Raw genomic sequence first — 24,323 nt, 5'->3', positions numbered from 1 at the left:
GTAATAAAATACTTAATATTTGTACGTGAATCTAGCTCTGATGACAAAAAACGGGTCACATCGGCAAAAAAAACGTATCAAACCCTCAAAATAACTCTTGTTGAGTATCTGACGAGAAGCATTTAACCTAAATTATAGTTGGTAATAATCTAACAAGAACAAAAAATGAATATTTACTCTTCAAAGAAAGTCGTAGCAATCGGTGGAGGCCATGGCTTAGGTCGTATGCTAGCTGCATTAAAAGACTTTGGTAGCAATGCGACTGGCATTGTTGCAACAACAGATAACGGTGGTTCCACCGGAAGAATTCGAGACTGCCAAGGTGGTATTGCTTGGGGAGATACTCGTAACTGTATCAACCAATTAATCACAGAACCTTCGATCAGTTCGATGATGTTTGAATATCGCTTTCGCGGTCAAGGTGAACTCGATGGTCACAACTTAGGTAACCTAATGCTAACGGCACTAGACAACCTTTCCGTTCGCCCATTGGAAGCAATTAACCTAATTCGAAATATGCTCAAGGTCGATGTCAATATCGTCCCGATGACTGAGCACCCTTCCGATCTCACGGCTTTATCAATGGACGGTCGTTGGGTAACTGGCGAAACTAACGTTGATGACATGACAGAAAAGCTGCGCATGATGGACTTATCTCCAGAAGTACCTGCAACCAAAGAAGCTGTTGCTGCAGTTGAGCAAGCAGACTGCATTGTCCTTGGACCAGGAAGCTTTTTAACCAGTGTGATGCCCCCGCTGCTACTGCCAGAAATTGGCAAAGCAATCGCGGAAAATACCAAGGCAAAAGTTATCTTCGTTGAAAACCTTTCGCCAGAGCACGGCCCTGCAGGAAAAATGACGCTTCAAGAACAATTGGAGTGGTGTGAACGTACCTGTAAGGCAAGAAAGATAGACATTGTACTGGGCAATGAACCACACCCTGAATTAGAAGGGCAATGGAATTGTGTGACCACTGATCTTGCCTCTCCTAACCGAGATTGGCGACACGACCGTTTAAAACTCCAACAAGCGATTAGGGAACAGTTGATTTAACTCGGTTTTCTGAATCTATTTACCAAACAAAAAGGAGCACGATGCTCCTTTTTAAGTTCATTGATGACTGACCACTTTAGAGCTCTGTCATTAACTGCTGGTACTCTTGGTAGGTGGATAACAAAATATCCTGCATACCTTGAAAGTCGACCTCTGTCATTGGCAGCGCTTGTTTCACTTTTGCATCTAGGCTAATCGCGAAACTACACAAAGAGTCCGCACCAAAGCTCGCAGCACTACTCTTAAGTGCATGGCTAATATCCGCTAAATACTTAGATGTGTCTGACTCTTTATTTAGCTCCAAATGTTCGTAGTATCCCTTCAGTTCACCTAAAAATATTTCCAGTAACACTGGGACATTCTCTTGCCCTATTTCACCGGCAAGCTCATCAACTTTTTGCTGATTTAATATTATCATCATTGCTCTTTTCTTATTATTTGGTGATTACTGCTTCGCATTCCATGTTTGCAATTTTCGGTATATCGTCGATGGACTGACATCCAAGAAACCTGCCGCACGAGGAACGTTACCGTCACACGCTTTGATGGCCTGTTCGATAGCCGTTTTCTCAGTGATCCACAATGGGAAAATATCTTTTACCGTGATGTCTTCGTTCTGCTTCTCTTTTAAACGGAGACTGTTTTCAATTGGTTGGTTCAATGGCGGTGGAAGCATATTGAGAGTAATCTCTTTACCATTATTCAGTACCACTACATTTCGCAACACATTTTGTAACTGACGAACGTTCCCCGGCCACTCATATTGATTAAAGCGATCGAGTACTTCTTCAGCAAAACGTACGAACGCCTTGCCTTCTTCGACAGACATATAACCCAGCAATGAATATGCAATTTCGATGACATCTTCACCACGCTCACGCAATGGCGGCAAATGCAGTGGAATCACATATAAACGGTAGTATAAATCTTCTCTAAAGCGACCTTCTTGAACTTCTTTCCAAGGGTCGCGGTTCGTTGCACATACGAAACGAACATCCACACTCTTCATCTTCGAAGAGCCGACTTTTTGAAAGGTACCAGTTTGAATGAAGCGGAGTAGCTTAGTTTGCAGCTCTAAGTCCATTTCGCACAATTCATCGAGGAACAGGGTTCCACCATCTGCAAGTTCAGCTGCGCCTTGTCGATCCGTTGCCGCTCCAGTAAAGGCCCCTTTAACGTGACCAAACAATTCACTCTCAATCAAATCTTTAGGAATCGCTGCACAGTTAATTGCGATAAATGGCTTATCGCCACGCTTACTCGCAGCGTGAATGGCTTCAGCACATACCTCTTTACCGGTACCACTTTCACCTGTGATGAAAATACTGGCTTTGCTCGATGCGGCAGAATCGATCGTTCGGTAAACCTGCTGCATGGTTTGACTACTGCCAATAAAGCCTTGATAGTTCTGATTTCCTGGATGTTCCGAGCTATTTTTAAGTTTAGTGGCTTTGCGGATCGCGTTGTTCACCGTAATACGAAGTCGGTCGGCTTCACACGGCTTGATAAGGAAATCTTGGGAGCCATGTCGCATGGCTTCTACTGCGGTATCAATAGAGCCGTGAGCAGTCATGAAGATAACGGGAACTTCCGGATATTTTTGTTTTACAGCAAACAGTACATCCATACCCGTCATATCGGGCAGGCGTAGATCTAATAAAATGAGGTCTGGGATTCGATGGTTCAAACTCTCGATTGCATCGCGGCCAGTACCAACAATGTTAATATCAATTTCGAGCGGTGTAAGATACGATCGATATAACGCTGCTACCGACGCGGTATCTTCTACCATTAACAAATACTTCGATTTGTTATCTAACGTTTTTGATTGCATATCCTAGCCATTTATAATTTGCATTTCTTATTATAATCGCATTCCGCTTTGCATTATGCAAATTAACCACACTATTTATACTGTGTTCGTTTGCTTGCTTCAAACAATCAATGTGTTATCTATTTGGCACGAACGATGCAGTTATCTAACTGACCTTCGGGTCACCTAGCCAACTGACGTTGTTAGTGGACGGAGTGTCCACAAACGTAAGCCAGTAGAACGTTTCCTACTGGCTGTTTTTTTGTCTGAAGCACTCTCAATTCTTATTTTATGGGTATAAACGCCTTAAGTAAGAAGTAAGAAGTAAGAAGTAAGAAGTAAGGTTAGCTATTAGAAATAAACTGCTTTCTCAATTGTTCAATTTCATCACGCTTCTGTGCCGCCAATTCAAATTCCAAATTCTGAGCATGCTGATACATCGCCGCTTCCAGTTTACTGATCTCTTTATCGAGCTGTTGTGGCGTCAGCACTGCATAGTTTTCAGAAGGTTCTGCCACCTTAGATAGTGGAACTTGCTTAGATTGTCGCTGTTGTTTCGACTTGGTCAGGTCACCCAACTCCATAATGTCTTTGATATTACGTTTAAGCGCTTGCGGCGTGATACCTTGCTCTTCGTTATAGGCCTGCTGTTTCTCTCTACGGCGGTCGGTTTCATCAATCGCCTTTCTCATCGACTTGGTAATCGAGTCACCATATAGAATTGCTCGACCTTCCAAATTACGAGCTGCACGGCCAATGGTCTGTATCAAAGAACGTTCAGAACGTAAGAAGCCCTCTTTATCAGCATCAAGAATCGCCACCAGCGATACTTCCGGCATATCTAAACCTTCTCGAAGTAAGTTAATGCCCACTAACACGTCAAACTCGCCCAAACGTAGGTCTCTGATAATTTCTACGCGTTCAACGGTATCGATATCAGAGTGCAAGTAACGAACTTTAACGCCATGCTCACTCAGGTATTCAGTTAAGTCCTCTGCCATTCGCTTAGTTAGCGTCGTGACAAGTACACGCTCTTCTTTCACTGAACGTATTCTGATTTCAGACAATAGGTCATCAACCTGAGTCGCGACAGGCCTTACTTCAATAATTGGGTCTAACAAACCAGTAGGACGCACCACTTGATCAGCAATCTCACCATCTGATTTCTCGATTTCGTAATTGCCTGGCGTGGCCGACACAAAAATCGTTTGCGGGGCTATAGACTCAAACTCTTCAAACTTCATCGGACGGTTATCCAGTGCCGAAGGCAGACGGAAACCAAATTCAACCAAGGTTTCTTTACGAGAGCGGTCACCTTTATACATGGCGCCAATTTGCGGCACGGTCACGTGTGACTCATCGATAATCAACAGACCATCATCAGGCAAGTAATCAAATAACGTCGGAGGCGCTTCCCCTTCAGCACGGCCACTCAAGTATCGTGAATAGTTTTCGATACCAGAACAGAAGCCAAGCTCGGTCATCATCTCGATATCAAACTGAGTTCTTTGAGAGATACGCTGTTCTTCTAGAAGCTTATTATTGTCTTTTAAATATTGAGCTCTATCACGCAACTCATCCTTAATCTTCTCAATCGCTTCAAGGATTTTCTCTCGTGGAGTTACATAGTGCGTTTTTGGATAAACCGTAAAGCGAGGCAGGTCTCTTTGCTTAACCGCACCAGTTAGTGGGTCAAAGATGCTGATGCAATCGACTTCATCATCGAACATTTCAATTCGCACGGCATCTTGGTCAGATTCAGCCGGGAAGATATCAATCACTTCACCACGCACGCGGAATTGACCTCGTTCAAATGCGACGTCGTTTCTTGAATATTGTAGCTCCGCCAAACGGCGCAAAATATCACGCTGATCCATGACCTCACCACGACTCAAGTGAAGCATCATTTTCAAATACGACTTAGGATCACCAAGACCATAAATAGCCGATACAGAAGCCACAATGATGGCGTCTTTTCGCTCCAATAAGGCCTTGGTCGCCGAAAGTCTCATCTGCTCGATATGAGCATTCACCGACGCATCTTTCTCAATGAACGTATCCGTGGTTGGTACGTAGGCTTCGGGCTGGTAATAATCGTAGTAAGATACGAAGTACTCAACGGCATTATTTGGGAAGAATGACTTCATCTCACCATAAAGTTGAGCTGCCAGAGTCTTATTAGGCGCTAACAATATTGCAGGTCTTTGAGATTGGGAAATGACGTTAGCCAGGGTAAAGGTTTTACCAGAGCCCGTTACCCCTAATAGAGTTTGATGCGCCAAACCAGAATCTAGTCCATCTAATAATTTGGTAATTGCCGTCGGCTGGTCACCGGACGGACTGTAGTCCGATACCAAGTCAAAGAGTTTACTCATAGGTCGCCATTTCCATACTGTTTATTTAATCAGGTCATTGTCACTCTAGGAGGAGTGTCGTTGCAACTATTATCTAGAGAAATGCATCTTAAGATTAGATATCAGTTATAGCTTTTATTTTTGGAACTTGGTATTATCCGTGCCCCTGCAAGATCTCTTCAGCTAAATTACTCGATTTTTAATCCACTACTTTTCCCCAAAAAATCTTAAAATAGCACTTGTTTTACTGTTTATTTTATAATCTTAAAAAGTTATACAATCGTAATGTTTCGATATAAAACTTTTAAATACATCACGTTACCGCAGATTTTAACATTTTCAGATTTATCCCAATTATTGTTGTTAAAGTTTCACGCACATACTTATCCACAATTTTGGTGGATAACTAAAGCAAAGCTAAATCTGATAAGGCGTTCAAGAAAGTAAAGTTTTTTATCTTATTTTTTTCTGTGATTTTTTATTGACAGAAAATAGGAGTCTTATTAGAATTCGCGTCGCTAACAAGCAATTCCCCTTTAGTTCAGTTGGTAGAACGGCGGACTGTTAATCCGTATGTCGCAAGTTCAAGTCTTGCAAGGGGAGCCAAATTCAGAAAAAAGCTCAATCGAAAGATTGGGCTTTTTTCGTATATAACTGCGACTAACTTGTTCCAAGTTAATGTCACACCCGAATCGTCGGACCGTGCTACCCGCCCGCGTTTAAGTCTCGACAAGGGGGCCAAATTTAAAGAAGCCGCATCACTCGATGCGGCTTCTTGCGTTTTAGCGTACTCACTTTCCTAAAAGCCCTCTAAGCAACCGAGCAACAGCCCTGAGTTAGCAACAATCAATTGACTCAAAAGTTCGCTATTTACTTCAACCAATTTCGACCTTTTGGCCGAAGACAAAAGTGAAATCACTGAGTACTCAAATGATCAGACAAAGATCATTGTGATATACCGCTGCACGCTCACACCATCAAAATCTATGTCTATACTTACTGCAGCTTTGGTAATCAATCGATTACCTGATGTTTTTTTTCACCAAGTGTCTAAATCCCTAGTGATCCTTGGTTGTTATTATGTGAGCAAAACAGGATAATATCGGGATCGGAATCTCAAGAATTAATCCATTATGACCGAATACCTTTTGTTGTTGGTTGGCACAGTGCTAGTCAATAACTTTGTGCTAGTGAAGTTTTTAGGGCTATGTCCATTTATGGGCGTCTCCAAGAAGTTGGAGACTGCTATTGGCATGGGCCTCGCGACGACTTTCGTTCTAACGTTAGCGTCGGTATCTGCATACCTAGTAGAAACCTACATCCTTACCCCTCTGGGTATTGAATACCTGCGTACCATGAGTTTCATCTTGGTTATCGCGGTGGTTGTTCAATTTACGGAAATGGTCGTTCACAAAACCAGCCCGACTCTATATCGCCTGTTGGGTATCTTCCTGCCTCTTATCACCACCAACTGCGCGGTGTTAGGTGTGGCACTTTTGAACATCAATGAAAACCACAACTTCATTCAGTCGATCATCTATGGTTTCGGCGCAGCGGTGGGTTTCTCTCTTGTATTGATCCTATTTGCTGCAATGCGTGAACGTATTGCGGTTGCTGATGTTCCAATGCCATTTAAAGGCGCATCGATTGCGATGATCACAGCTGGCCTAATGTCTCTGGCATTTATGGGCTTTACTGGGTTGGTGAAATAAGCATGAGTACCATTTTAATTGCGATCATTGCGCTAGCCGTTTTAGCCGCTGTTTTTGGCGCTATTTTGGGCTTTGCTTCTATCCGTTTTAAAGTTGAAGCCGATCCGATCGTCGATCAAATCGACACTATTTTACCGCAAACTCAATGTGGCCAGTGTGGCTACCCTGGTTGTCGCCCATACGCGGAGGCGATCGCGAACGGAGACAAGATCAACAAGTGTCCTCCAGGCGGCCAAGCAACCATTGAGAAGCTCGCAGACTTAATGGGCGTAGAAGTTGAAGACTCCGCTCATGACTTAGATAACAAAGTAAAAACCGTTGCCTTCATTCATGAAGATATGTGTATCGGCTGTACCAAGTGTATTCAAGCCTGCCCTGTTGACGCCATTGTTGGTGGCACCAAGGCACTCCACACAGTAATCAAAGATGAATGTACAGGTTGTGATCTATGTGTCGCACCGTGCCCTACTGACTGTATCGAAATGATTCCAGTGGCAACAACGACTGAAAATTGGAAATGGCAGATGAACATCATTCCTGTTACTGATATCACTAACCAAGCAACTGATGCGACCGCGTCAGAGCCTAAGGCATAGGGTTAGTATGCTCTCTTTAATTGAACAAATTCGCACGGGCTCTATTTGGAACTTCCCGGGCGGTGTGCACCCTGCTGAAAACAAGAAACAGTCGAATACTACTGACATCGTGCATGCAAGGCTCCCAGAAGAAATCGTTCTTCCAGTGAAACAGCATATAGGTAAGCCTGGTAACTTATTGGTTGCTGTCGGTGATGCCGTACTCAAAGGTCAGCAACTGACGGCCTTAGAGACTGGTTTTACTTTGCCAGTACATGCACCAACATCGGGTGTGATTACCGCTATCGAACCACGAACCACCGCTCACCCTTCAGGCTTGAGCGACGTGTGCGTGGTTATTAAACCTGATGGCTTAGACGCTTGGATTGAAAAAAATCCAGTTGAAGATTTCTCGACAAAGACCTCTGACGAACTGCTTGATGTGATTCGCCAAGCTGGTATTTCAGGCATGGGCGGCGCAGGCTTCCCTACGGCTAAGAAACTTCAATCAGGCTTAGGTCGTACCGACATTTTGATCGTCAATGCTGCGGAATGTGAACCTTACATCACCTCTGATGACAAGTTGCTTCAAGAACATGCCGACGAAGTATTAAAAGGCATCGAAGTGGTTGAACACATTCTTCAACCAAAGCTGACGGTTATCGGCATTGAAGACAACAAACCAGACGCGATAAAAGCACTTGAGATTGCAGCGAAAGACAAAGATATCGTCATTCGTGTTATCCCAACTAAATACCCTTCAGGTGGTGAGAAACAGCTGATAAAGATCCTTACTAATAAAGAGGTTCCGGCTGGCGGCATCCCTGCAGACATTGGTGTTTTGGTTCAGAACGTCGGCTCTCTTTACTCGATTAAGCGAGCGGTAATTGACGGCGAACCTGTGGTTAACCGCGTTGTGACATTAACCGGTAAAACCTTTAAGCAACCTCGTAATGTTTGGGCGCTATTAGGCACACCAGTACATGAGTTACTTGAAGAGTTTGGCTACAAAGCCGATAAAAAGCTTCCGCGTTTGATTTTGGGTGGCCCTATGATGGGCTTCACCTTGCCACATGCCAATGTGCCAATCACTAAAACGTCGAACTGTATTTTAGCGCCAACGCGTCGTGAGATCTCTCCAAGCACTTACGAGATGGAATGTATTCGTTGTAGCGCGTGTGCCGAGGCTTGCCCCGCATCACTTCTTCCTCAACAACTGCAATGGCATGCGAAAGCCAACGAGTTGGATAAGTGTGAAGAACTGAATATTAAAGACTGTATTGAATGCGGTGCTTGTGCATTTGTCTGCCCAAGTGAAATTCCTCTTGTTCAGTACTATCGCCAAGCAAAAGCTGAGATCAAAACTCGAAAAGATGAAGCCGCTGCAGCAGAGCGCGCCAAGATTCGTTTCGAAGAGAAAAACGCTCGTATGGAGCGCGACAAAGCAGAACGTGAAAACCGCTTTAAGAAAGCAGCTGACAACCGTCGTAAAGACATGAAATCAGCCGACGGTGACGATGCAATTGCTGCGGCGATTGCGCGTGTTAAGGCACAAAAAGCGACAGCAGACCAAGCTCCTAATGCGGAACCAGCGGTGAAACCTGCGGTTGCGGCTGCGATTGCCAAGGCAAAAGCAAAACAAGCTGCGGCTCAGAAAGCGGACAGCGCTGAACCAGACAATTCTGAAATGTCGAAACTGCGTGAAGAACGTAAACGACAAGCTCGAGAGCGCAAGGCACAACAAGCAGCAACTGATGCTCCTGCAGAAAGCTCTGGCGATGCTAAGAAAGACGCGGTTGCTGCTGCAATAGCTCGCGCTAAAGCCAAGAAGGCTCAACAAGCTGAATCTTCTACACAAACAGAAAGCGAAGCTCCAGCTGAAAGTTCCGGCGATACCAAGAAAGATGCTGTCGCTGCGGCCATTGCTCGCGCTAAAGCCAAGAAGGCTCAACAAGCGGAATCTTCTACTCCAACAGCAAGCGAAGCTCCGGTTAAAAGTTCTGGCGATGCTAAGAAAGATGCAGTCGCTGCCGCTATTGCTCGCGCTAAAGCCAAGAAAGCACAACAAGCGGAGTCAGCTACTCAACCCGAAAGTGAAGCTCCAGCTGAAAGCTCTGGCAACGCGAAGAAAGACGCCGTTGCTGCTGCTATTGCTCGCGCTAAAGCCAAGAAGGCTCAACAAGCTGAATCAGCTACTCAAACCGAAAGCGAAGCTCCAGCTGAAAGTACCGGCGATGCCAAGAAAGATGCTGTCGCTGCGGCCATTGCTCGCGCTAAAGCAAAGAAGGCTCTACAAGTGGAATCTTCTACTCAAACAGAAAGCGAAGCTCCAGTTGCAAGTACTGGCGACGCTAAGAAAGATGCTGTTGCTGCAGCTATCGCTCGCGCTAAAGCCAAGAAAGCTCAACAAGCGGAATCTTCTACTCCAACAGAAAGCGAAGCTTCAGCTGAAAGCTCTGGTGATGCCAAAAAAGATGCAGTCGCTGCCGCTATTGCTCGCGCCAAAGCGAAGAAAGCACAGCAATCTAAGCAGGTCGAAGCAGAAGCAATCGCTCCTGAAATAGAAGTGGAAGCTGAAATCCAATCAGAACCAGTGGATCCTAAAAAAGCTGCTGTTGCCGCTGCAATAGCTCGCGCTAAAGCAAGAAAGGCACAACAAGCGAAACAGGAAGAATCAGCAGAAACACCTGAATCTGTGGTTGAACCTGTAGTTGAATTAAAGGCTGAAACTCAACAAGAACCAGTCGACCCTAAAAAAGCAGCGGTTGCTGCAGCGATTGCTCGTGCTAAAGCAAGAAAGGCGCAGCAAGAGCAAGACAAAAAGAATAATGAGGAGAAAGAGTAGTGGCCTTCTTTATCGCCAGCTCACCGCACGCGCACAATCGTAGAAGCACCCCTGAGCTCATGAAATGGGTCGCTATTTGTGCATTGCCAGGTCTACTAGCTCAAACCTACTTCTTTGGATGGGGTACGCTCATCCAGTTAGTATTTGCTATTGCACTTGCTGTTACCTTTGAAGCCGCTGTAATGCTGCTAAGAAAACGCCCGCCAGTGATGGCATTGCGTGATTACAGTGCGGTTGTGACCGCTTGGCTACTCAGTGTCGCTATTCCCCCACACTCTCCGTGGTGGATTCTAGTCATAGGTATGTTCTTCGCTATCATCATCGCAAAACACCTTTATGGCGGCCTTGGGCAAAACCCATTTAACCCAGCGATGGTCGCTTACGTTGTTTTGCTGATCTCGTTCCCAGTTCAGATGACCAGTTGGAATGCTCCCGCGAGCTTAACCGCTGAAACTACGAGCTTTGTGGACTCCTTCTTGATGATCTTTACTGGCTTCAATAATGAAGGCTTGTCTTTACAACAAGCACGCCTTGGTATTGATGGCACCACTATGGCGACGCCACTCGATGCCTTCAAAACCGCATTAACGGCAGGCAACACAGCGTCTGAAGCTCTGTCTCAACCTCAATTTAGCTGGTTAGCTGGCGTGGGTTGGGAGTGGGTAAACCTTGCTTACCTTATTGGTGGCTTAGTGCTTATCAAGCAACGCGTGATTCAATGGCATATCCCAGTAGCGTTTCTGGGAAGCTTGACCCTATTTAGCCTAATGTTCTTGATGTTCACTCCTGGCGAGACCGCATCACCGACCATTCATCTATTGTCTGGTGCGACTATGCTCGGCGCATTTTTCATTGCGACCGACCCAGTTTCAGCATCCACAACAGTCAAAGGTCGCTTGGTGTTTGGTGCTCTGATTGGCGGGCTAGTCTTTATTATCCGCAGTTGGGGTGGCTTCCCTGATGGCGTGGCGTTTGCTGTATTGTTAGCCAACATGTGTGTTCCACTGATTGACTACTACACCAAACCTCGTACATACGGCCACTAAGGAAGCAGATACTATGCTAAATGCAATTAAGAAAAACGGTCTTGTACTTGCGATTTTTGCCTGCGCTTCGACAGGTTTGGTGGCCGTTACTCACTACCTGACCAAAGATCAGATCAAACAACAAGAACAGGCTCAGTTACTGTCTGTTCTTAACCAAGTGATCCCACACGATCTGCACGACAACGAGCTGTTTTCGTCTTGTACTTTGGTTCAAGCAGAAGAGCTTGGTACTGAGCAAGCGATGCCGGCTTACATTGCTAAAATCAATGGTGAGCCGAGTGCGATTGCGATCGAAGCGATTGCCCCTGACGGCTACAACGGCGCGATTAAAGTGATTGTTGGAATGAAGATCGACGGTACTATTTTAGGTACTCGCGTGCTTTCTCACCAAGAAACTCCAGGTTTGGGTGATAAGATTGATTTGCGTGTGAGTGATTGGATTCTCTCATTTGCTGGTAAGCAAGTGACGGATTCTAATCTTGACCGTTGGAAGGTTCGTAAAGATGGTGGTGACTTTGACCAGTTCACTGGCGCAACCATTACGCCAAGAGCTGTCGTTAAGTCAGTGAAACAAGCGGTGCAATACGTTAATCAAAACAACCAAGCATTGCTTGCTCAACCTCTAAATTGTGGTGGTGAATAATGAGTGACCATAAAACACTAATTAAAAATGGCATGTGGGCCAATAACCCTGCCCTAGTGCAACTCCTTGGCTTATGTCCGCTGTTGGCTGTCTCTTCGACTGTGACTAACGCTCTTGGATTAGGTATCGCTACCTTGCTTGTACTAGTCGGCTCGAACGTGTCTGTATCTTTGGTTCGAAACCATGTGCCAAAAGAAGTGCGTATTCCAGTGTTCGTGATGATCATTGCTTCACTAGTAACCTGTGTTCAACTTCTGATGAACGCTTACGCGTATGGCCTTTACCTCTCTTTGGGTATCTTTATCCCACTGATCGTAACCAACTGTATCATCATTGGCCGAGCGGAAGCCTTCGCGTCTAAAAACGAAGTTTTACCTGCTGCTCAAGATGGTTTCTGGATGGGGCTTGGCATGACATCGGTACTGGTTGTATTGGGTGCGATGCGCGAGGTTATTGGTAACGGAACTCTATTTGATGGCGCAGACCTACTCCTTGGTGATTGGGCTTCGGTGTTACGAATCCAGATATTCCAATTTGATAACAGCTTCTTGTTAGCCCTGCTACCACCCGGTGCCTTCATTGGTGTTGGTTTCTTGATTGCTTTGAAAAACATCATCGACAACCAAGCTAAATCTAGACAGCCAAAACAAGAAAAACCAGTCATTGAACGCGCTCGCGTTACCAATGCCTGATAAGTTACAGTAGCTTAAATCCTGCTGAGTAGCTCAACCGCTCAGAAGGTAAATAGATTGACCAAGTACACATAATAATGACGCTCATAAGAGCGCGTAACCGATGATAAAGCCTGAACCATTGCGAAACTTGTTATTTTAAAACGAGTAAGTTTGAAAGAACTTCGCCGGAACTCAAGCCCTAACTATTTGAAAGTAATGTCGCTATGAACAATGTAAAACGAGTAGAAATACTTGAGCGTTTGAGAGAAAACAATCCAAATCCAGAAACCGAGCTTAACTGGAACAGCCCTTTCGAGTTGCTGATCGCCGTGCTCTTATCTGCGCAGGCAACCGATGTCAGCGTTAACAAAGCCACTGATAAGCTTTATCCTGTGGCTAATACTCCACAGGCTATTTTCGACCTAGGTGTCGATGGCCTAAAAGAGTACATCAAAACCATCGGCCTGTTTAACTCAAAAGCAGAAAACACCATCAAAACGTGTCGCATGCTACTGGACCTCCATAATGGTGAAGTGCCGGAAGATCGCGCTGCATTAGAAGCCCTTCCAGGCGTTGGCCGCAAAACTGCAAACGTAGTGTTAAATACCGCCTTCGGTTGGCCAACGATTGCGGTTGATACTCACATCTATCGTGTATCAAACCGCACTAAGCTAGCGATGGGTAAAACCGTCGACGATGTCGAAGCAAAGCTACTTAAAGTCATCCCAAAAGAATTCAAACTGGATGTCCACCATTGGCTCATTCTTCATGGACGTTATACCTGTATCGCACGTAAACCACGCTGTGGCAGCTGTATCATTGAAGACTTGTGTGAGTTCAAGGAAAAAACCGACGTCTAGGCTAGCTCTAAGCGAATGAAGCTAAGAAGCTAAGAAGCTAAGAAGCTAAGAAGCTAAGAAGCTAAGAAGCTAAGAAGCTAAACAATGCCGCATTTTTCTAGCGGCATAAAACAGAATTACAAAAACGTATACATAATTAAAGCTAGGAGCAAATCATGTCAAACGGCCGTATTTTACACACCATGCTACGCGTTGGTGATCTAGACAAGTCTATCGAGTTCTACACCAATGTAATGGGCATGCAGCTGTTACGTAAGAACGAGAATAAAGAGTACGAATACACACTGGCTTTCGTTGGCTTTGGTGACGAATCTCAAGGCGCTGTGATTGAGCTGACTTACAACTGGGGCACGACTGAATATGACCTTGGCTCAGCTTTTGGTCACGTTGCTATCGGAGTTGATGACATCTACACAACGTGTGACGCGATTAAAGCAGCAGGCGGTAATGTGACACGTGAAGCGGGCCCTGTAAAAGGCGGCTCTACTCACATCGCATTCGTTAAAGATCCTGACGGCTACATGATTGAGCTTATTCAGAACAAACAAGCAAGTGCTGGTCTAGAAGGTTAACCCTTCGTAGCCTCTGCAATATTTGGCTATGGAATAAACACTATAAGCGAGCATAAAGCTCGCTTTTTTTGTAGCTCTATTAATAATCGATATTCTTTACTAATTATTACAACATTCTCACTGATGAAACTTTACATGATAATAATTATCATTTAAATTAAGTCCCCTATTGATTAGTGAGGTAACACAATGATTAGCGAATGGGAAAAACACACGTTACTTGCCGATACGGCATTGCAGCTCGACGATCCTGTACAAAGTATTCTTCACTATCAGCAAGCATTGAGTTTAAGCGAAAAAATTACTGAACGTACCGATATCCAAGCGGACGAGCGCTTACTTATCTCTGTGATTTCTTGTCACAACCTCGCTCAGTTTTGGCGATGGGCCGGCGATACTGAATATGAACTCAAGTATCTCCAATTGGCTTCAGAAAAAGTACTGACACTGATCCCGCAATGTCCCAATACGCAATGTTCAAGCTTCATTGACTCAATTGGTTGCTGTAAGAAAGCCCTTATCGATTTCATGAAACGCCATCCCAACCCTAAAATTGCTTCTATGGTGGAAAAGATCGATACCGCGACCAACTGTGAAATGATCGCCCGCTTCCGCTTGAACTAAACAAATTACGTTTAAACAACGACTCAAATTTAAAATATAAAAAAGCCCGTCATCAGTGAAGACGGGCTTTGTCATTTCAAAACGAGCTATTGTTCAGATTACACCTGTGTGCGACCTAAAGAGATAACAACACGTCGGTTTTTGTCTTTACCAATTGGCGAGTTGTTGTCAGCAATTGGACGACGCTTACCATAACCTTGTACTTGAATGCGGTCTTCTGGCAAGCCTAGAGATTTAAAGTACTCTCTTAATGATTCCGCTCTGCGCTCTGAAAGATTCTGGCTAATACCTTTGCTATCGACGGAATCGGTGTATGTAGCCACCAGCACAAGGTCGATGTCTTGGTTATAGCGAACATAGTCGGCAATCTGGCTGAGTCTCTTACGTGAAGACTTATTCAACTGATCGCTGTTACGATCGTAGTGCAAGATAGTAAAAGAGATATCTTCGAAGCTGTAAGGCAATAAGTTGGCGATACAGTCACTGAACACATTATACTTTTCTTGGAATAATACCGATGATAGTGCAACTTCGATTCGCTGATCTCGGCTCTGCCACTCTTGATAGCTGAATGTCGGGTAACGCCCTTTCTCCAACTCACTCAAAATACCCCAAGCGGTTTGATCACCAACATAGCCATCAAATTGTTGGAAGAACTTAATGGTCGTCATGCGGTCAGCACTTTCGCCCGGACGCCAAGCTGGTGGCATAGAGATCAAGCTTACATTGCGTGTCGCCCCCATTGGGCGACGCATTTTAAGCTCAAAATCCAAAATGATTTTTTTACTCGCGCGAGATGAAAACTCAGCATCACCAAAGTTGGGGATAGGGTGAACCAAGCGACATTCTAGTGGCGTGTTAGCCACCATCTCCCATGTCGACTGTAGAGGAGATGCTCCGTAACGCTTTTCTTGTGCCAATACCGATGACGACATAAGTAGCGAAAATAGCATTGAACCTGTTATGAGTTGTTTCTTCATAAAGTGGAGTATCTCTTAAGCAATTCGTTTAACAATGCAGCCAATTGCCGCATTTTTCCATCACGTTTGAATATGCAATTATCAAGCCGAAATAGGTCAGCTAATTTATGATTTATTGCCCTTCCCTAGTTTTTATCACTGCTATTATCTGCAATAATGCTGCCTTAATCACACATATTTGGGCTAACATGACTGTAGAAAACGAAGCTCTGACCCTTAAAAAACGCTTTCGTGGCTATTTCCCAGTGGTCATCGACGTGGAAACCGCAGGGTTTAACGCTGAAACCGATGCATTATTAGAAATCTGTGCCATTACACTAAGAATGGATGAGAACGGAGATCTGCACCCTGCATCAACGCTTCATTTTCACATTGAGCCTTTTGAAGGCGCAAATATAGAGCAGGCAGCATTAGACTTTAACGGAATTAAAGACCCATTTAGCCCATTACGTGGTGCTGTGTCGGAACAAGAAGCCCTTAAAGAAATCTACAAGCTGGTGAGAAAAGAACAAAAAGCTTCAGATTGCAGTCGCGCAATCATGGTCGCTCACAATGCTACGTTCGATTTAAACTTCGTTAATGCAGCAAGTGAGCGTTGTAAGCTTAAACGCGTCCCTTTCCATCCATTTGCAACTTTTGACACTGCAGCCCTTAGTGGTCTTGCCTACGGTCAAACCGTTTTGGCTAAAGCTTGCCGCACTGCGGGGATGGAATTTGACAACAAAGAAGCACACTCTGCTTTGTATGATACGCAAAAAACCACAGAGTTATTTTGCGGCATAGTAAACAAATGGAAAGCCCTTGGTGGTTGGCCTCTTGTTGACGAAGAATAAAAAATAGAGTCGGTAAACGTTCACTCGTATTGCCTTCATAAAAAACACAACATCCCGAGAATAATATGAATCCTGTTGTAATTTCAGTTTGCATCATGCTTGTTTTAGCTTTGATGCGCGTAAACGTTGTCGTGGCTCTCACGTTCAGCGCAATTATCGGTGGCGTAGCCTCTGGTATGAGTGTGAACGATGCTGTAGCAGCGTTCGAAAGTGGATTAGGTGGCGGTGCAACTATCGCACTTAGCTACGCAATGCTTGGTACCTTTGCTGTTGCTATCTCTCGTTCTGGTATCACAGATCTACTTGCTCAAAGCGTCATTAAGCGCATTCACGGCAAAGAGAACAGTGCGGCATCTAATGGTCTAAAATATGGCATCCTTGCGTCTTTGATCTTAGTGACCATGTCTTCGCAAAACGTGATTCCTGTGCATATCGCCTTCATCCCAATTTTAATCCCACCTCTATTAGGCGTATTCGCAAAAATGAACCTAGACCGTCGTCTGGTTGCGTGTGTACTTACTTTTGGCCTGATTACTCCGTATATGGTTCTACCTATCGGTTTTGGTGGCATCTTCCTAAACAACATCCTGCTTAAAAACCTTCACGACAACGGTCTTGAAAACGTAGTAGCAAGCCAAGTACCAATGGCGATGTTGTTACCGGCTGCAGGCATGATCTTTGGTCTTCTTACGGCAGTATTCTTTACTTACCGTAAGCCTCGCCAATACAAAGAAACGTCTCATACTGTTGTTTCAACCGAAGTGAAAGAGATCAACAAGAAGCACATCCTAGTGGCTGCTGCGGGTATTGTTGCTGCACTAACGGTGCAACTATCGACAGGTTCTATGATCATCGGTGCTTTGGCTGGTTTCATGGTATTCACCTTCGGTGGTGTAATCGCTTGGAAAGAGACACACGATGTCTTCACTAAGGGCGTTCACATGATGGCAATGATCGGTTTCATCATGATTGCAGCGGCAGGTTTTGCAGCGGTAATGAAGCAAACTGGTGGCGTTGAATCTTTGGTTGAAGCGCTTTCAACTAGCATCGGTGACAACAAGCCTCTAGCAGCACTGCTTATGCTCATTGTTGGTCTATTGGTAACCATGGGTATCGGTTCTTCGTTCTCAACGATTCCAATCCTTGCGACTATCTACGTTCCTCTAGCGGCAGCATTTGGTTTCTCACCAATGGCAACAATCGCTCTAGTAGGTACAGCTGCAGCGCTTGGTGATGCAGGCTCTCCAGCTTCTGACTCAACCTTAGGTCCAACATCGGGTCTTAATGCTGATGGTCAACACGAGCACGTATGGGAAACCGTAGTACCGACGTTCCTACACTACAACATACCACTGATCGTATTCGGTTGGATTGCAGCCATGGTTCTGTAATTAGGTTCTGTAGTTAAAGAGTCCTACGCTAACTTTTATAAAGACCGCCTCGTGCGGTCTTTTTTGTATATAGGGTCTGTTGACCTTTCGAGCTGATTTTTGCAGCGCTTTGTGGGAAATTGCTACAAGGCAGAGGCTTTGAAGTGTAGCTAGCCTACATGAGAAGCCGATAACGCAGTAGAAATGAACCACAAAGGCTGCCCGAAGGGTTCGGCTAGAATCGTTTTATGCTTTGTTAAGAAGTATTTACTTAGAGTGACTAGGCTACATATTCCTTGCCGCGCCTAAAACGATTCTATATCGAACAAAATTTAACCGCGAAAGGTCAACAGACCCTAACCTCTTTCCCCTTTTATTTCTAACTTTAGAAACACGCTAACCTTCTGAACCAACATCACTCCCTATACATTATTCCGTACGCATTGATGTGCAACTTGTGGCTATTCATTGAATTCACTCCTACACTTAAGTGTTTAATAAATAAGCCGCTAATTCATAGACAACAAAGTGGCAAGGCTCAATACGTCAGAAGGCTACTATATGGATATACTCGCCCGATCGCGCTACCTCATCGTTGATGACAGCAGCGTCATTCAAAGTGCTACCCGCGCACTACTTATCAAGTTAGGCGTGCCTAACAACAATGTGATTAGCGCATCCAATGCACAAAACGCGATTGAGGCTTGTCGCGCACATCGATTCGACATCTTATTAATTGACCACGATTTAGGCTCAGGAAGCAATGGCTTGCAGTTGCTTGAGTTCTTGCAGCAAAAAGAATTAATCCGGCCACAAACGATCGTCTTTATCGTCACAGGCAATGACAGCCAAGATACCTTCTTTGGTTATGCTAACTTAGAACCTGATGGTTATTTGATTAAGCCAATACGTGCAGATGACATCATAAAAAGAGTCACATCCGCACTCTCTCGGCAGCAATACTTTTCGACATTAGAGCAGGCCTTTTTAAAGAATGGCCTCAATGCGGTAAAGCCACTCTTTGGCAAAGCCCCTGACCCGTCGACACTGAAAGATGCCATTATTTATATGGCGAATATTCTGATAAAAAACCAACAACTCGATGACGCACAAGCCATGTTGAATGGGCTATTGCAGCTCCATGATTACCTGCCCGCTAAAGTTAAGCTCATTGAAATACATATCCTCAAGCAGCACTATCACGACGCACTCCGTCAAATCGATGGCCTAATAGAAAGTAACCCTCGCAATATCAAACTTCAGCAACTTAAGGTCAAGATCTGTCTCAATACCAGTGATTTCGAATCCGCGAGCGAACTGATTGACCAAGTACTCACAGTGAACAGCAGTAATATTGAGTTAACCAACACCATGGTCTGGTTGCAGTTGCTAGATAAAAATGTCACACAAGCGACCCAACATCTCAAATCTCTCGCACAACTCATTCCTCACTCAATTTGGGATTCTACAGGTAAGCGAGCGCTCATCTTATGGGCGGATAGTTTAGCGCTCACCCACGAAGAACTAACACTTTGGAAACCTGAAGCGACTTGGCAGAGGCTTTCTCACTCTGAAAAGTCTTACGCATTGAGCAAGCCGCTTCTAAAGCTTTGTCGTACCTTACAACTGATTCAACTCGATCAACATGAGGTTGCGACAGAGTGCATTGAGAGTATTTCGATAAACGAGTTTTCAGGCAATGATGTCGACGCGTTCTTCTTGTTGGCGCTGTGTTATCAAGCCTTAGGATTACAAGACAAAGTCGTTCAAATAAAGCGCCAAATTGACGTTCATTTAAAAGCGGATCACACGAACCTTGCTCTACTTCAACGTATGGCATTGCAGCAAGCTGATAATTTTTCACTCCCCACACTAACTAAAGCCCCTTTGGCTGCCGTTAGTTAAGCATGGCGATACTCTAAAATCAGCAAGCAAACGACAGGATGTCTTTATGCAAAACAGCGCTTCAAAAACGAAAACGTGGTGTGTCGCCTTTTTATTGAGTTGTCTTTCACTGTTGATGTGGCCACTGCTCACCTTTGCCGAAAACACCCCACCAGGGAACACATCACCCGCTAGCTCCTTAGCAAACAAAACAGAGAACTCATCGAGTGACCAAGTCATATTGCGGGTTGGCCTACCTTCTTACGACATGGTCCCCTACAGCTATCAACATAAGACTCCCTCAGGCAACACTGTTTCTGAAGGGCTACTCATCAGTATGTTGGATCAGGTAGCGGTAAATGCAGGTTTCCAATATCAGATTAAGTTGTATTCAACATTTAGTGATGTACTGAGTGCATTCGAAAGAGGTGAATTAGATCTGTTAGTCGGTGTCTCTTCGACCAAGGACCGCCATAATTACATGACTTTTAGTGAGCCGATATTTTCCATAAGACGAGCGGTGATTACCCGAAATAGAAAAATAAACGATTTAGGTGCGTTGGCAACCGCCAACCTAGCATTGGAGAAAGGGTTTGCGCTCAATGATCTTCTTCCTAGCCTGCTTCCTGATAGTCAAATTACAACATTAGACAGTACGCAAGCGGCATTCACGGCAATTCAGGAGGATAGCGTGGATGCGTACATTGGCGATGCGCTTGCACTTTCTGCGTTATTACGAGAACAGCCTCGAGACTCACTAACATTATCTGTGCTTCCTGACCTTCCCGCAGATCACTTGCATTTCGCCGTCAAAAAAGGAAAGCACAGATTGCTTAGCCGAATCAATTTCGCTTTACAGGACATTAAGGAAGACTCACTACAATCTATTTATAATCAATGGCTTGCTCCATCGCAACATTCGATGCTGCTGAACTATGGAACATTGAATTTAACCCAAGATGAAAAGAACTGGCTCGACAGCAACCCTTCCATCCCCGTAGGCACACTCCAATTGGTACCCTTACGACTTTACCAATGAGCAACAGCAACACTCAGGCTTATCTGCTGACATCTTAAACCTAATAAGTAATGTGCTTGGCGTATCATTCGAAAGTACCACTTACCTAACACCAGAAGCGGCCGAGGTCGCGTTCAATAATGGTGAGACAATGGTGCTAACCAACATCACACCAAGCACAGATAAAGCCCGATACATGGACTTCACTCAAGCTTACAGTTTTGAACCTTGGGTGTTATTGAGTCGCTCTGATCGCTTCGGCAACTTTGCGCCAAGTGGCACCGAAGCTGTTGGTGTGATTGAAAATTCTGGAGGCTCAACAGTTCTACCTTCTCTCTGCCTTACTTGCCTAGCCGTCCCTTACATCAATCACGTCAGCGCTTTCCAAGCATTACAGAAAGACGACATCAGTTTCGCGCTTGCTTCACTTCATCATGTTGCACCTTTATTGCATCAAGACTATGTAGGGCAATTCAAAATCACTGGCACCATTAATGAGCAAAACAGCGCACCACTAGCTCTCGCAGTGAACTTCCGCCATCCCATGCTGTTGAGTATTCTCAACAAAACCATTGGAGCACTGCCTGCCAATGAATTAGAGCGCTTGGAAAACAAATGGTTAACCTATGAATACCAAGAAGGCTTATCACCACGCGAAGTCGCTAAATGGTCGGTGATCATCGGGCTTGGGATCTTTGTGGTCATTTTCGTGATCGTATTTTGGAACCGAAAAATGGCGGCTGAAATCGAGCAGCGAAAGATCGCCGAGCAGAGAGCAAAAGCAGCAGAAGCCCACTTGCAAACGCTGGCCGACAACATTGATGGGGTCGTGCTTAAACATATTCAAACGCACCCTCGACAGCCTTTAGATATCCGGTTTAGCTTTGTCAGTGCAGGTGTAAGCGATATGTTCGGCTTATCCGTGGATAACGTAAAAGAGAACCCTCAACGTCTGTTTGATCTGATCGCAGAGGATGACTTGCCCCTGTTCGAAACCAGTATGCTCGAAGCTATTGAAACCGGGCATTGGGAAAATGAACAGCGAATGCAGTTAGAATCAGGTCAAACTAAATGGGTGAAATTTAATAGCCAAGTATCGAACAGCAAAACCATTGAGTGGAATACGGTGATAACAGACATCACCCTACTAAAAAAACAACAGCAAGCTTTAGACAACGCACGCCAAAAAGCAGAAAGTGCAACGGCTGCAAAGTCGCAATTCTTAGCGACCATTAGCCACGAGGTTCGCACCCCGATTAGTGGGATCTTAGGGCTGTTGGAATTAATGCAGGAACATCAGCTGAGTGAAGAGTTACTGAACTTACACGGTGGATTGAATCAGTCAGCTCGGAACTTACTGCACATCGTTAATGACGTACTCGATTACTCCAAGATTGAAGCAGGAAAACTGGATCTTAACCCGACCGAAATTGAGCTCGGCAAAGTACTTGCCCGTATCGTGCAACCGCAATCCATTCATGCACAGCAAAAAGGCTTAGCCTTCCACTATTGGCAAGACCCAAACCTCGCTCAGTGGTTGTTTGCAGACGATATACGACTCCATCAGATTCTAAACAATTTCCTTAACAATGCGATTAAGTTCACCGAACATGGCACTATTTCATTGCATATTGATGTGATTGAACAGAACGAACATCAGCAGAAAGTTAGCCTCACGGTTTCCGACACGGGCATCGGCATCCCGAAAGACAGACAACAAAGCTTGTTCCAACCTTTTGAACAAGTCGACAAAACCACTAGCCGCCGTTTTGGTGGCACAGGGCTTGGACTGTCTATCGCTTTGAAATTGATAGAACAGATGGATGGCAACATAGAACTGTCGAGTGAAGAAGGAAAAGGCAGCCACTTTACGGTTACCGTCACCCTCCCAACTTGTACCCCTGAACATGCAGTAAGCAACGCTTTGGCTCTACGACAAACGCTGATTTTCCCTTCTGAGTGTGAGAACCCTGTTGAGCTAGATGTCGGTAATCACTCAAGCGAGGTATACGTCGTCGGCTACGTTCTGCAACAAGAAGAGCTGTGTCGATATCTGAAACACTTCGATCTTGAACCAAAAGTTCTGCACATTAATCAAAAGCACTTACTCAAAGAGATGGTCGTCAAACATCAGCCCAAACACATCTTTGTGGCGATGTCGGTTTGGCAACAACTGGCGATTAGCGATGCTTGGATTCAGCAGCATACAGGTTCAACACGCTTCACCGTAATCAACCAAAACCCAATGCTCTCACCAGAGCCTTTAGGTAACTCTTGGTGCTTGTCGGTAAATCCGCTGCTGCCCGATAACCTTGTTCATGTTTTAACGAAACCCGTCAGTCACAACAATCTACTCTCATCATTAGACAACGAAACCAAAGCGCCTATCGCCATCGAGACTCGCGAACAAGCCGAGCGTAATGGCCGACTGATTCTTGTTGCGGAAGACCACCCGATCAATCAGCAAGTCATCGCCAAGCAGCTTGAGAGTATTGGTGTCCACGCTGATATTTTCGATAACGGAGTGCTAGCGCTGAATGCTTTAAAAAATAAACGTTATGGTTTGCTTCTCACCGATTGCCATATGCCGGAGATGGACGGTTACACGCTTGCCTCAAGCATTCGTCAGATAGAACAACGCAATGAAGAACTAAATCAAGAAACTCAAAAGTTACCTATCGTCGCGTTGACGGCGAATGCGGTTCAGGGTGAAGATGCCAACTGTTATGCACACGGCATGGATGATTTCCTAGTTAAACCCGTTTCCATTAAGCAAATGAAGCTGACCATTGAAAAATGGCTACCCGCAATCCACGATTTAGATCCGACGCTTGAAACCGATATTTCTGATGCAGAAAAGCCAGACTCGCAAAATCAGGACACAAGCTCTTCGTCAAACGCTTTACCGGCAGCTCAAGAAACCAATGAGTTTTCGATGCTGTTCCAAGGCATTGAACAGAGCTTTGCGGAATCGGCAGAAAATAACAACTCAGAGACAATCGAAGATGTTGACCCCACTGCCCCTCAAGATTCACCCAACGAGACCAATAGCCCCATCATCGACTACACCGCACTCTACGATCTATTTGAAGATCACGATGTGGTGATGACCTTACTCGACGAGTTTGCCGCAAGTTTTATTGCAGATAATGAACAGATAAAAGCGCAGTGGGCTAATAAGGAATATAAGGGACTAAAAACCACATCACACCGACTCAAAGGTGCCGCTAAAATGGTGGCAGGTGACGCGATTGCTTCTCCGCTCGCAATCATTGAAGCACAAGCAAACGGCCTAGTAACCGAAGCCACAGACTTAGATCAAGTCGAATCAGAAATTGAAGCATCAATCTCGGAAGCAACTAACACATTCGAACGGTTTACAGAGGAGATAAACCAACTACGTCAGACAAAAGAAAAGGCTTACTCTTATGAGTAAGCCTTAGAGGTTATTGCGTCAATACAGACAG

Annotated in this window: 19 protein-coding genes and 1 tRNA gene; 16 read left to right on the top strand and 4 right to left on the bottom strand. The window is 44.9% G+C overall.

The window, feature by feature from the left end; all coding sequences use genetic code 11:
• Nucleotides 1-165 precede the first annotated feature (165 nt).
• The gene (locus tag AB6E08_RS04525; protein ID WP_372063812.1) at nucleotides 166-1,053 is read left to right on the top strand and encodes a YvcK family protein; all 888 of its coding nucleotides are present in this window, start codon (nucleotides 166-168) and stop codon (nucleotides 1,051-1,053) included.
• A gap of 76 nt (nucleotides 1,054-1,129) precedes the next feature.
• Here the strand turns inward: AB6E08_RS04525 and luxU are convergent, their stop codons facing one another.
• The 3 genes from luxU to uvrB form a co-directional block, all read right to left on the bottom strand.
• Nucleotides 1,130-1,474 carry a quorum-sensing phosphorelay protein LuxU gene (gene luxU, locus AB6E08_RS04520; RefSeq protein ID WP_009848644.1) on the bottom strand — a complete coding sequence of 115 codons (345 nt, stop codon included), beginning with the start codon at nucleotides 1,472-1,474 and terminating at the stop codon, nucleotides 1,130-1,132.
• A gap of 24 nt (nucleotides 1,475-1,498) precedes the next feature.
• Nucleotides 1,499-2,887, bottom strand: a complete 1,389-nt coding sequence (gene luxO, locus AB6E08_RS04515) for a quorum-sensing sigma-54 dependent transcriptional regulator LuxO (RefSeq protein ID WP_009848645.1) — start codon at nucleotides 2,885-2,887, stop codon at nucleotides 1,499-1,501.
• A 323-nt stretch (nucleotides 2,888-3,210) separates the two neighbouring features.
• Entirely contained in the window at nucleotides 3,211-5,241 is a 2,031-nt protein-coding gene (uvrB, locus tag AB6E08_RS04510) for an excinuclease ABC subunit UvrB (RefSeq protein WP_017103578.1), read from the bottom strand.
• Between the two features lie 509 nt (nucleotides 5,242-5,750).
• On the opposite strand from uvrB, the gene AB6E08_RS04505 reads away from it, so the two are divergent.
• The 10 genes from AB6E08_RS04505 to AB6E08_RS04460 all read left to right on the top strand — a co-directional run bounded on the left by AB6E08_RS04505 (nucleotide 5,751) and on the right by AB6E08_RS04460 (nucleotide 14,771).
• Nucleotides 5,751-5,826: transfer RNA gene (locus tag AB6E08_RS04505), tRNA-Asn, on the top strand.
• 527 nt (nucleotides 5,827-6,353) lie between these two features.
• The gene (gene rsxA, locus AB6E08_RS04500) at nucleotides 6,354-6,932 is read left to right on the top strand and encodes an electron transport complex subunit RsxA (protein ID WP_004734039.1); all 579 of its coding nucleotides are present in this window, start codon (nucleotides 6,354-6,356) and stop codon (nucleotides 6,930-6,932) included.
• A 2-nt stretch (nucleotides 6,933-6,934) separates the two neighbouring features.
• Nucleotides 6,935-7,528 carry an electron transport complex subunit RsxB gene (rsxB, locus tag AB6E08_RS04495; RefSeq protein ID WP_004734040.1) on the top strand — a complete coding sequence of 198 codons (594 nt, stop codon included), beginning with the start codon at nucleotides 6,935-6,937 and terminating at the stop codon, nucleotides 7,526-7,528.
• A gap of 7 nt (nucleotides 7,529-7,535) precedes the next feature.
• A complete protein-coding gene (gene rsxC / locus AB6E08_RS04490; protein WP_372063809.1) occupies nucleotides 7,536-10,352 on the top strand; it encodes an electron transport complex subunit RsxC in 2,817 nt (938 codons plus the stop codon).
• A complete protein-coding gene (gene rsxD / locus AB6E08_RS04485) occupies nucleotides 10,352-11,398 on the top strand; it encodes an electron transport complex subunit RsxD (protein ID WP_372063807.1) in 1,047 nt (348 codons plus the stop codon). Before rsxC ends, rsxD begins: the two co-directional genes overlap by 1 nt.
• A 13-nt stretch (nucleotides 11,399-11,411) precedes the next feature.
• Nucleotides 11,412-12,041 (top strand): electron transport complex subunit RsxG, encoded by a 630-nt coding sequence (gene rsxG, locus AB6E08_RS04480; protein WP_012603532.1) that lies wholly within the window; start codon nucleotides 11,412-11,414, stop codon nucleotides 12,039-12,041.
• Nucleotides 12,041-12,733, top strand: coding sequence for an electron transport complex subunit E (locus AB6E08_RS04475; RefSeq protein ID WP_017099961.1), 693 nt, complete (start codon nucleotides 12,041-12,043; stop codon nucleotides 12,731-12,733). The genes rsxG and AB6E08_RS04475 overlap by 1 nt, the downstream gene beginning before the upstream one ends.
• 206 nt (nucleotides 12,734-12,939) lie before the next feature.
• Nucleotides 12,940-13,575, top strand: coding sequence for an endonuclease III (nth, locus tag AB6E08_RS04470; RefSeq protein WP_017099962.1), 636 nt, complete (start codon nucleotides 12,940-12,942; stop codon nucleotides 13,573-13,575).
• 155 nt (nucleotides 13,576-13,730) lie between these two features.
• Nucleotides 13,731-14,147, top strand: coding sequence for a lactoylglutathione lyase (gene gloA, locus AB6E08_RS04465; RefSeq protein ID WP_004734046.1), 417 nt, complete (start codon nucleotides 13,731-13,733; stop codon nucleotides 14,145-14,147).
• A gap of 189 nt (nucleotides 14,148-14,336) precedes the next feature.
• Nucleotides 14,337-14,771, top strand: a complete 435-nt coding sequence (locus AB6E08_RS04460; RefSeq protein WP_012603530.1) for a DUF2753 domain-containing protein — start codon at nucleotides 14,337-14,339, stop codon at nucleotides 14,769-14,771.
• Nucleotides 14,772-14,869: 98 nt separating this feature from the next.
• Here AB6E08_RS04460 and motY read toward each other — a convergent pair whose 3' ends face one another.
• Entirely contained in the window at nucleotides 14,870-15,751 is an 882-nt protein-coding gene (gene motY, locus AB6E08_RS04455) for a flagellar protein MotY (protein WP_372063804.1), read from the bottom strand.
• Between the two features lie 188 nt (nucleotides 15,752-15,939).
• Here motY and rnt point away from each other — a divergent pair, with 188 nt between their 5' ends.
• The 5 genes from rnt to AB6E08_RS04430 all read left to right on the top strand — a co-directional run bounded on the left by rnt (nucleotide 15,940) and on the right by AB6E08_RS04430 (nucleotide 24,292).
• Nucleotides 15,940-16,584, top strand: a complete 645-nt coding sequence (gene rnt, locus AB6E08_RS04450) for a ribonuclease T (RefSeq protein ID WP_029222960.1) — start codon at nucleotides 15,940-15,942, stop codon at nucleotides 16,582-16,584.
• A gap of 65 nt (nucleotides 16,585-16,649) precedes the next feature.
• Nucleotides 16,650-17,975 (top strand): Na+/H+ antiporter family protein, encoded by a 1,326-nt coding sequence (locus AB6E08_RS04445; RefSeq protein ID WP_012603527.1) that lies wholly within the window; start codon nucleotides 16,650-16,652, stop codon nucleotides 17,973-17,975.
• A gap of 540 nt (nucleotides 17,976-18,515) precedes the next feature.
• Entirely contained in the window at nucleotides 18,516-19,859 is a 1,344-nt protein-coding gene (locus tag AB6E08_RS04440; protein ID WP_231847883.1) for a response regulator, read from the top strand.
• Nucleotides 19,860-19,905: 46 nt separating this feature from the next.
• Complete coding sequence (locus AB6E08_RS04435; protein WP_372063801.1) at nucleotides 19,906-20,877, top strand: transporter substrate-binding domain-containing protein; 972 nt, start codon at nucleotides 19,906-19,908, stop codon at nucleotides 20,875-20,877.
• A 52-nt stretch (nucleotides 20,878-20,929) separates the two neighbouring features.
• On the top strand, nucleotides 20,930-24,292 hold the full coding sequence (locus AB6E08_RS04430) for an ATP-binding protein (protein ID WP_372063799.1): 3,363 nt from the start codon (nucleotides 20,930-20,932) through the stop codon (nucleotides 24,290-24,292).
• The last annotated feature ends 31 nt before the right edge of the window (nucleotides 24,293-24,323 follow it).

The organism is Vibrio sp. 10N.247.310.24 (genome assembly GCF_041467175.1).
GTDB classification, from domain to species: Bacteria; Pseudomonadota; Gammaproteobacteria; order Enterobacterales; family Vibrionaceae; genus Vibrio; species Vibrio tasmaniensis_A.
The sequence above is the reverse complement of the archived record's forward strand: the minus strand, read 5'-3'. Positions and strand labels throughout refer to the sequence as shown.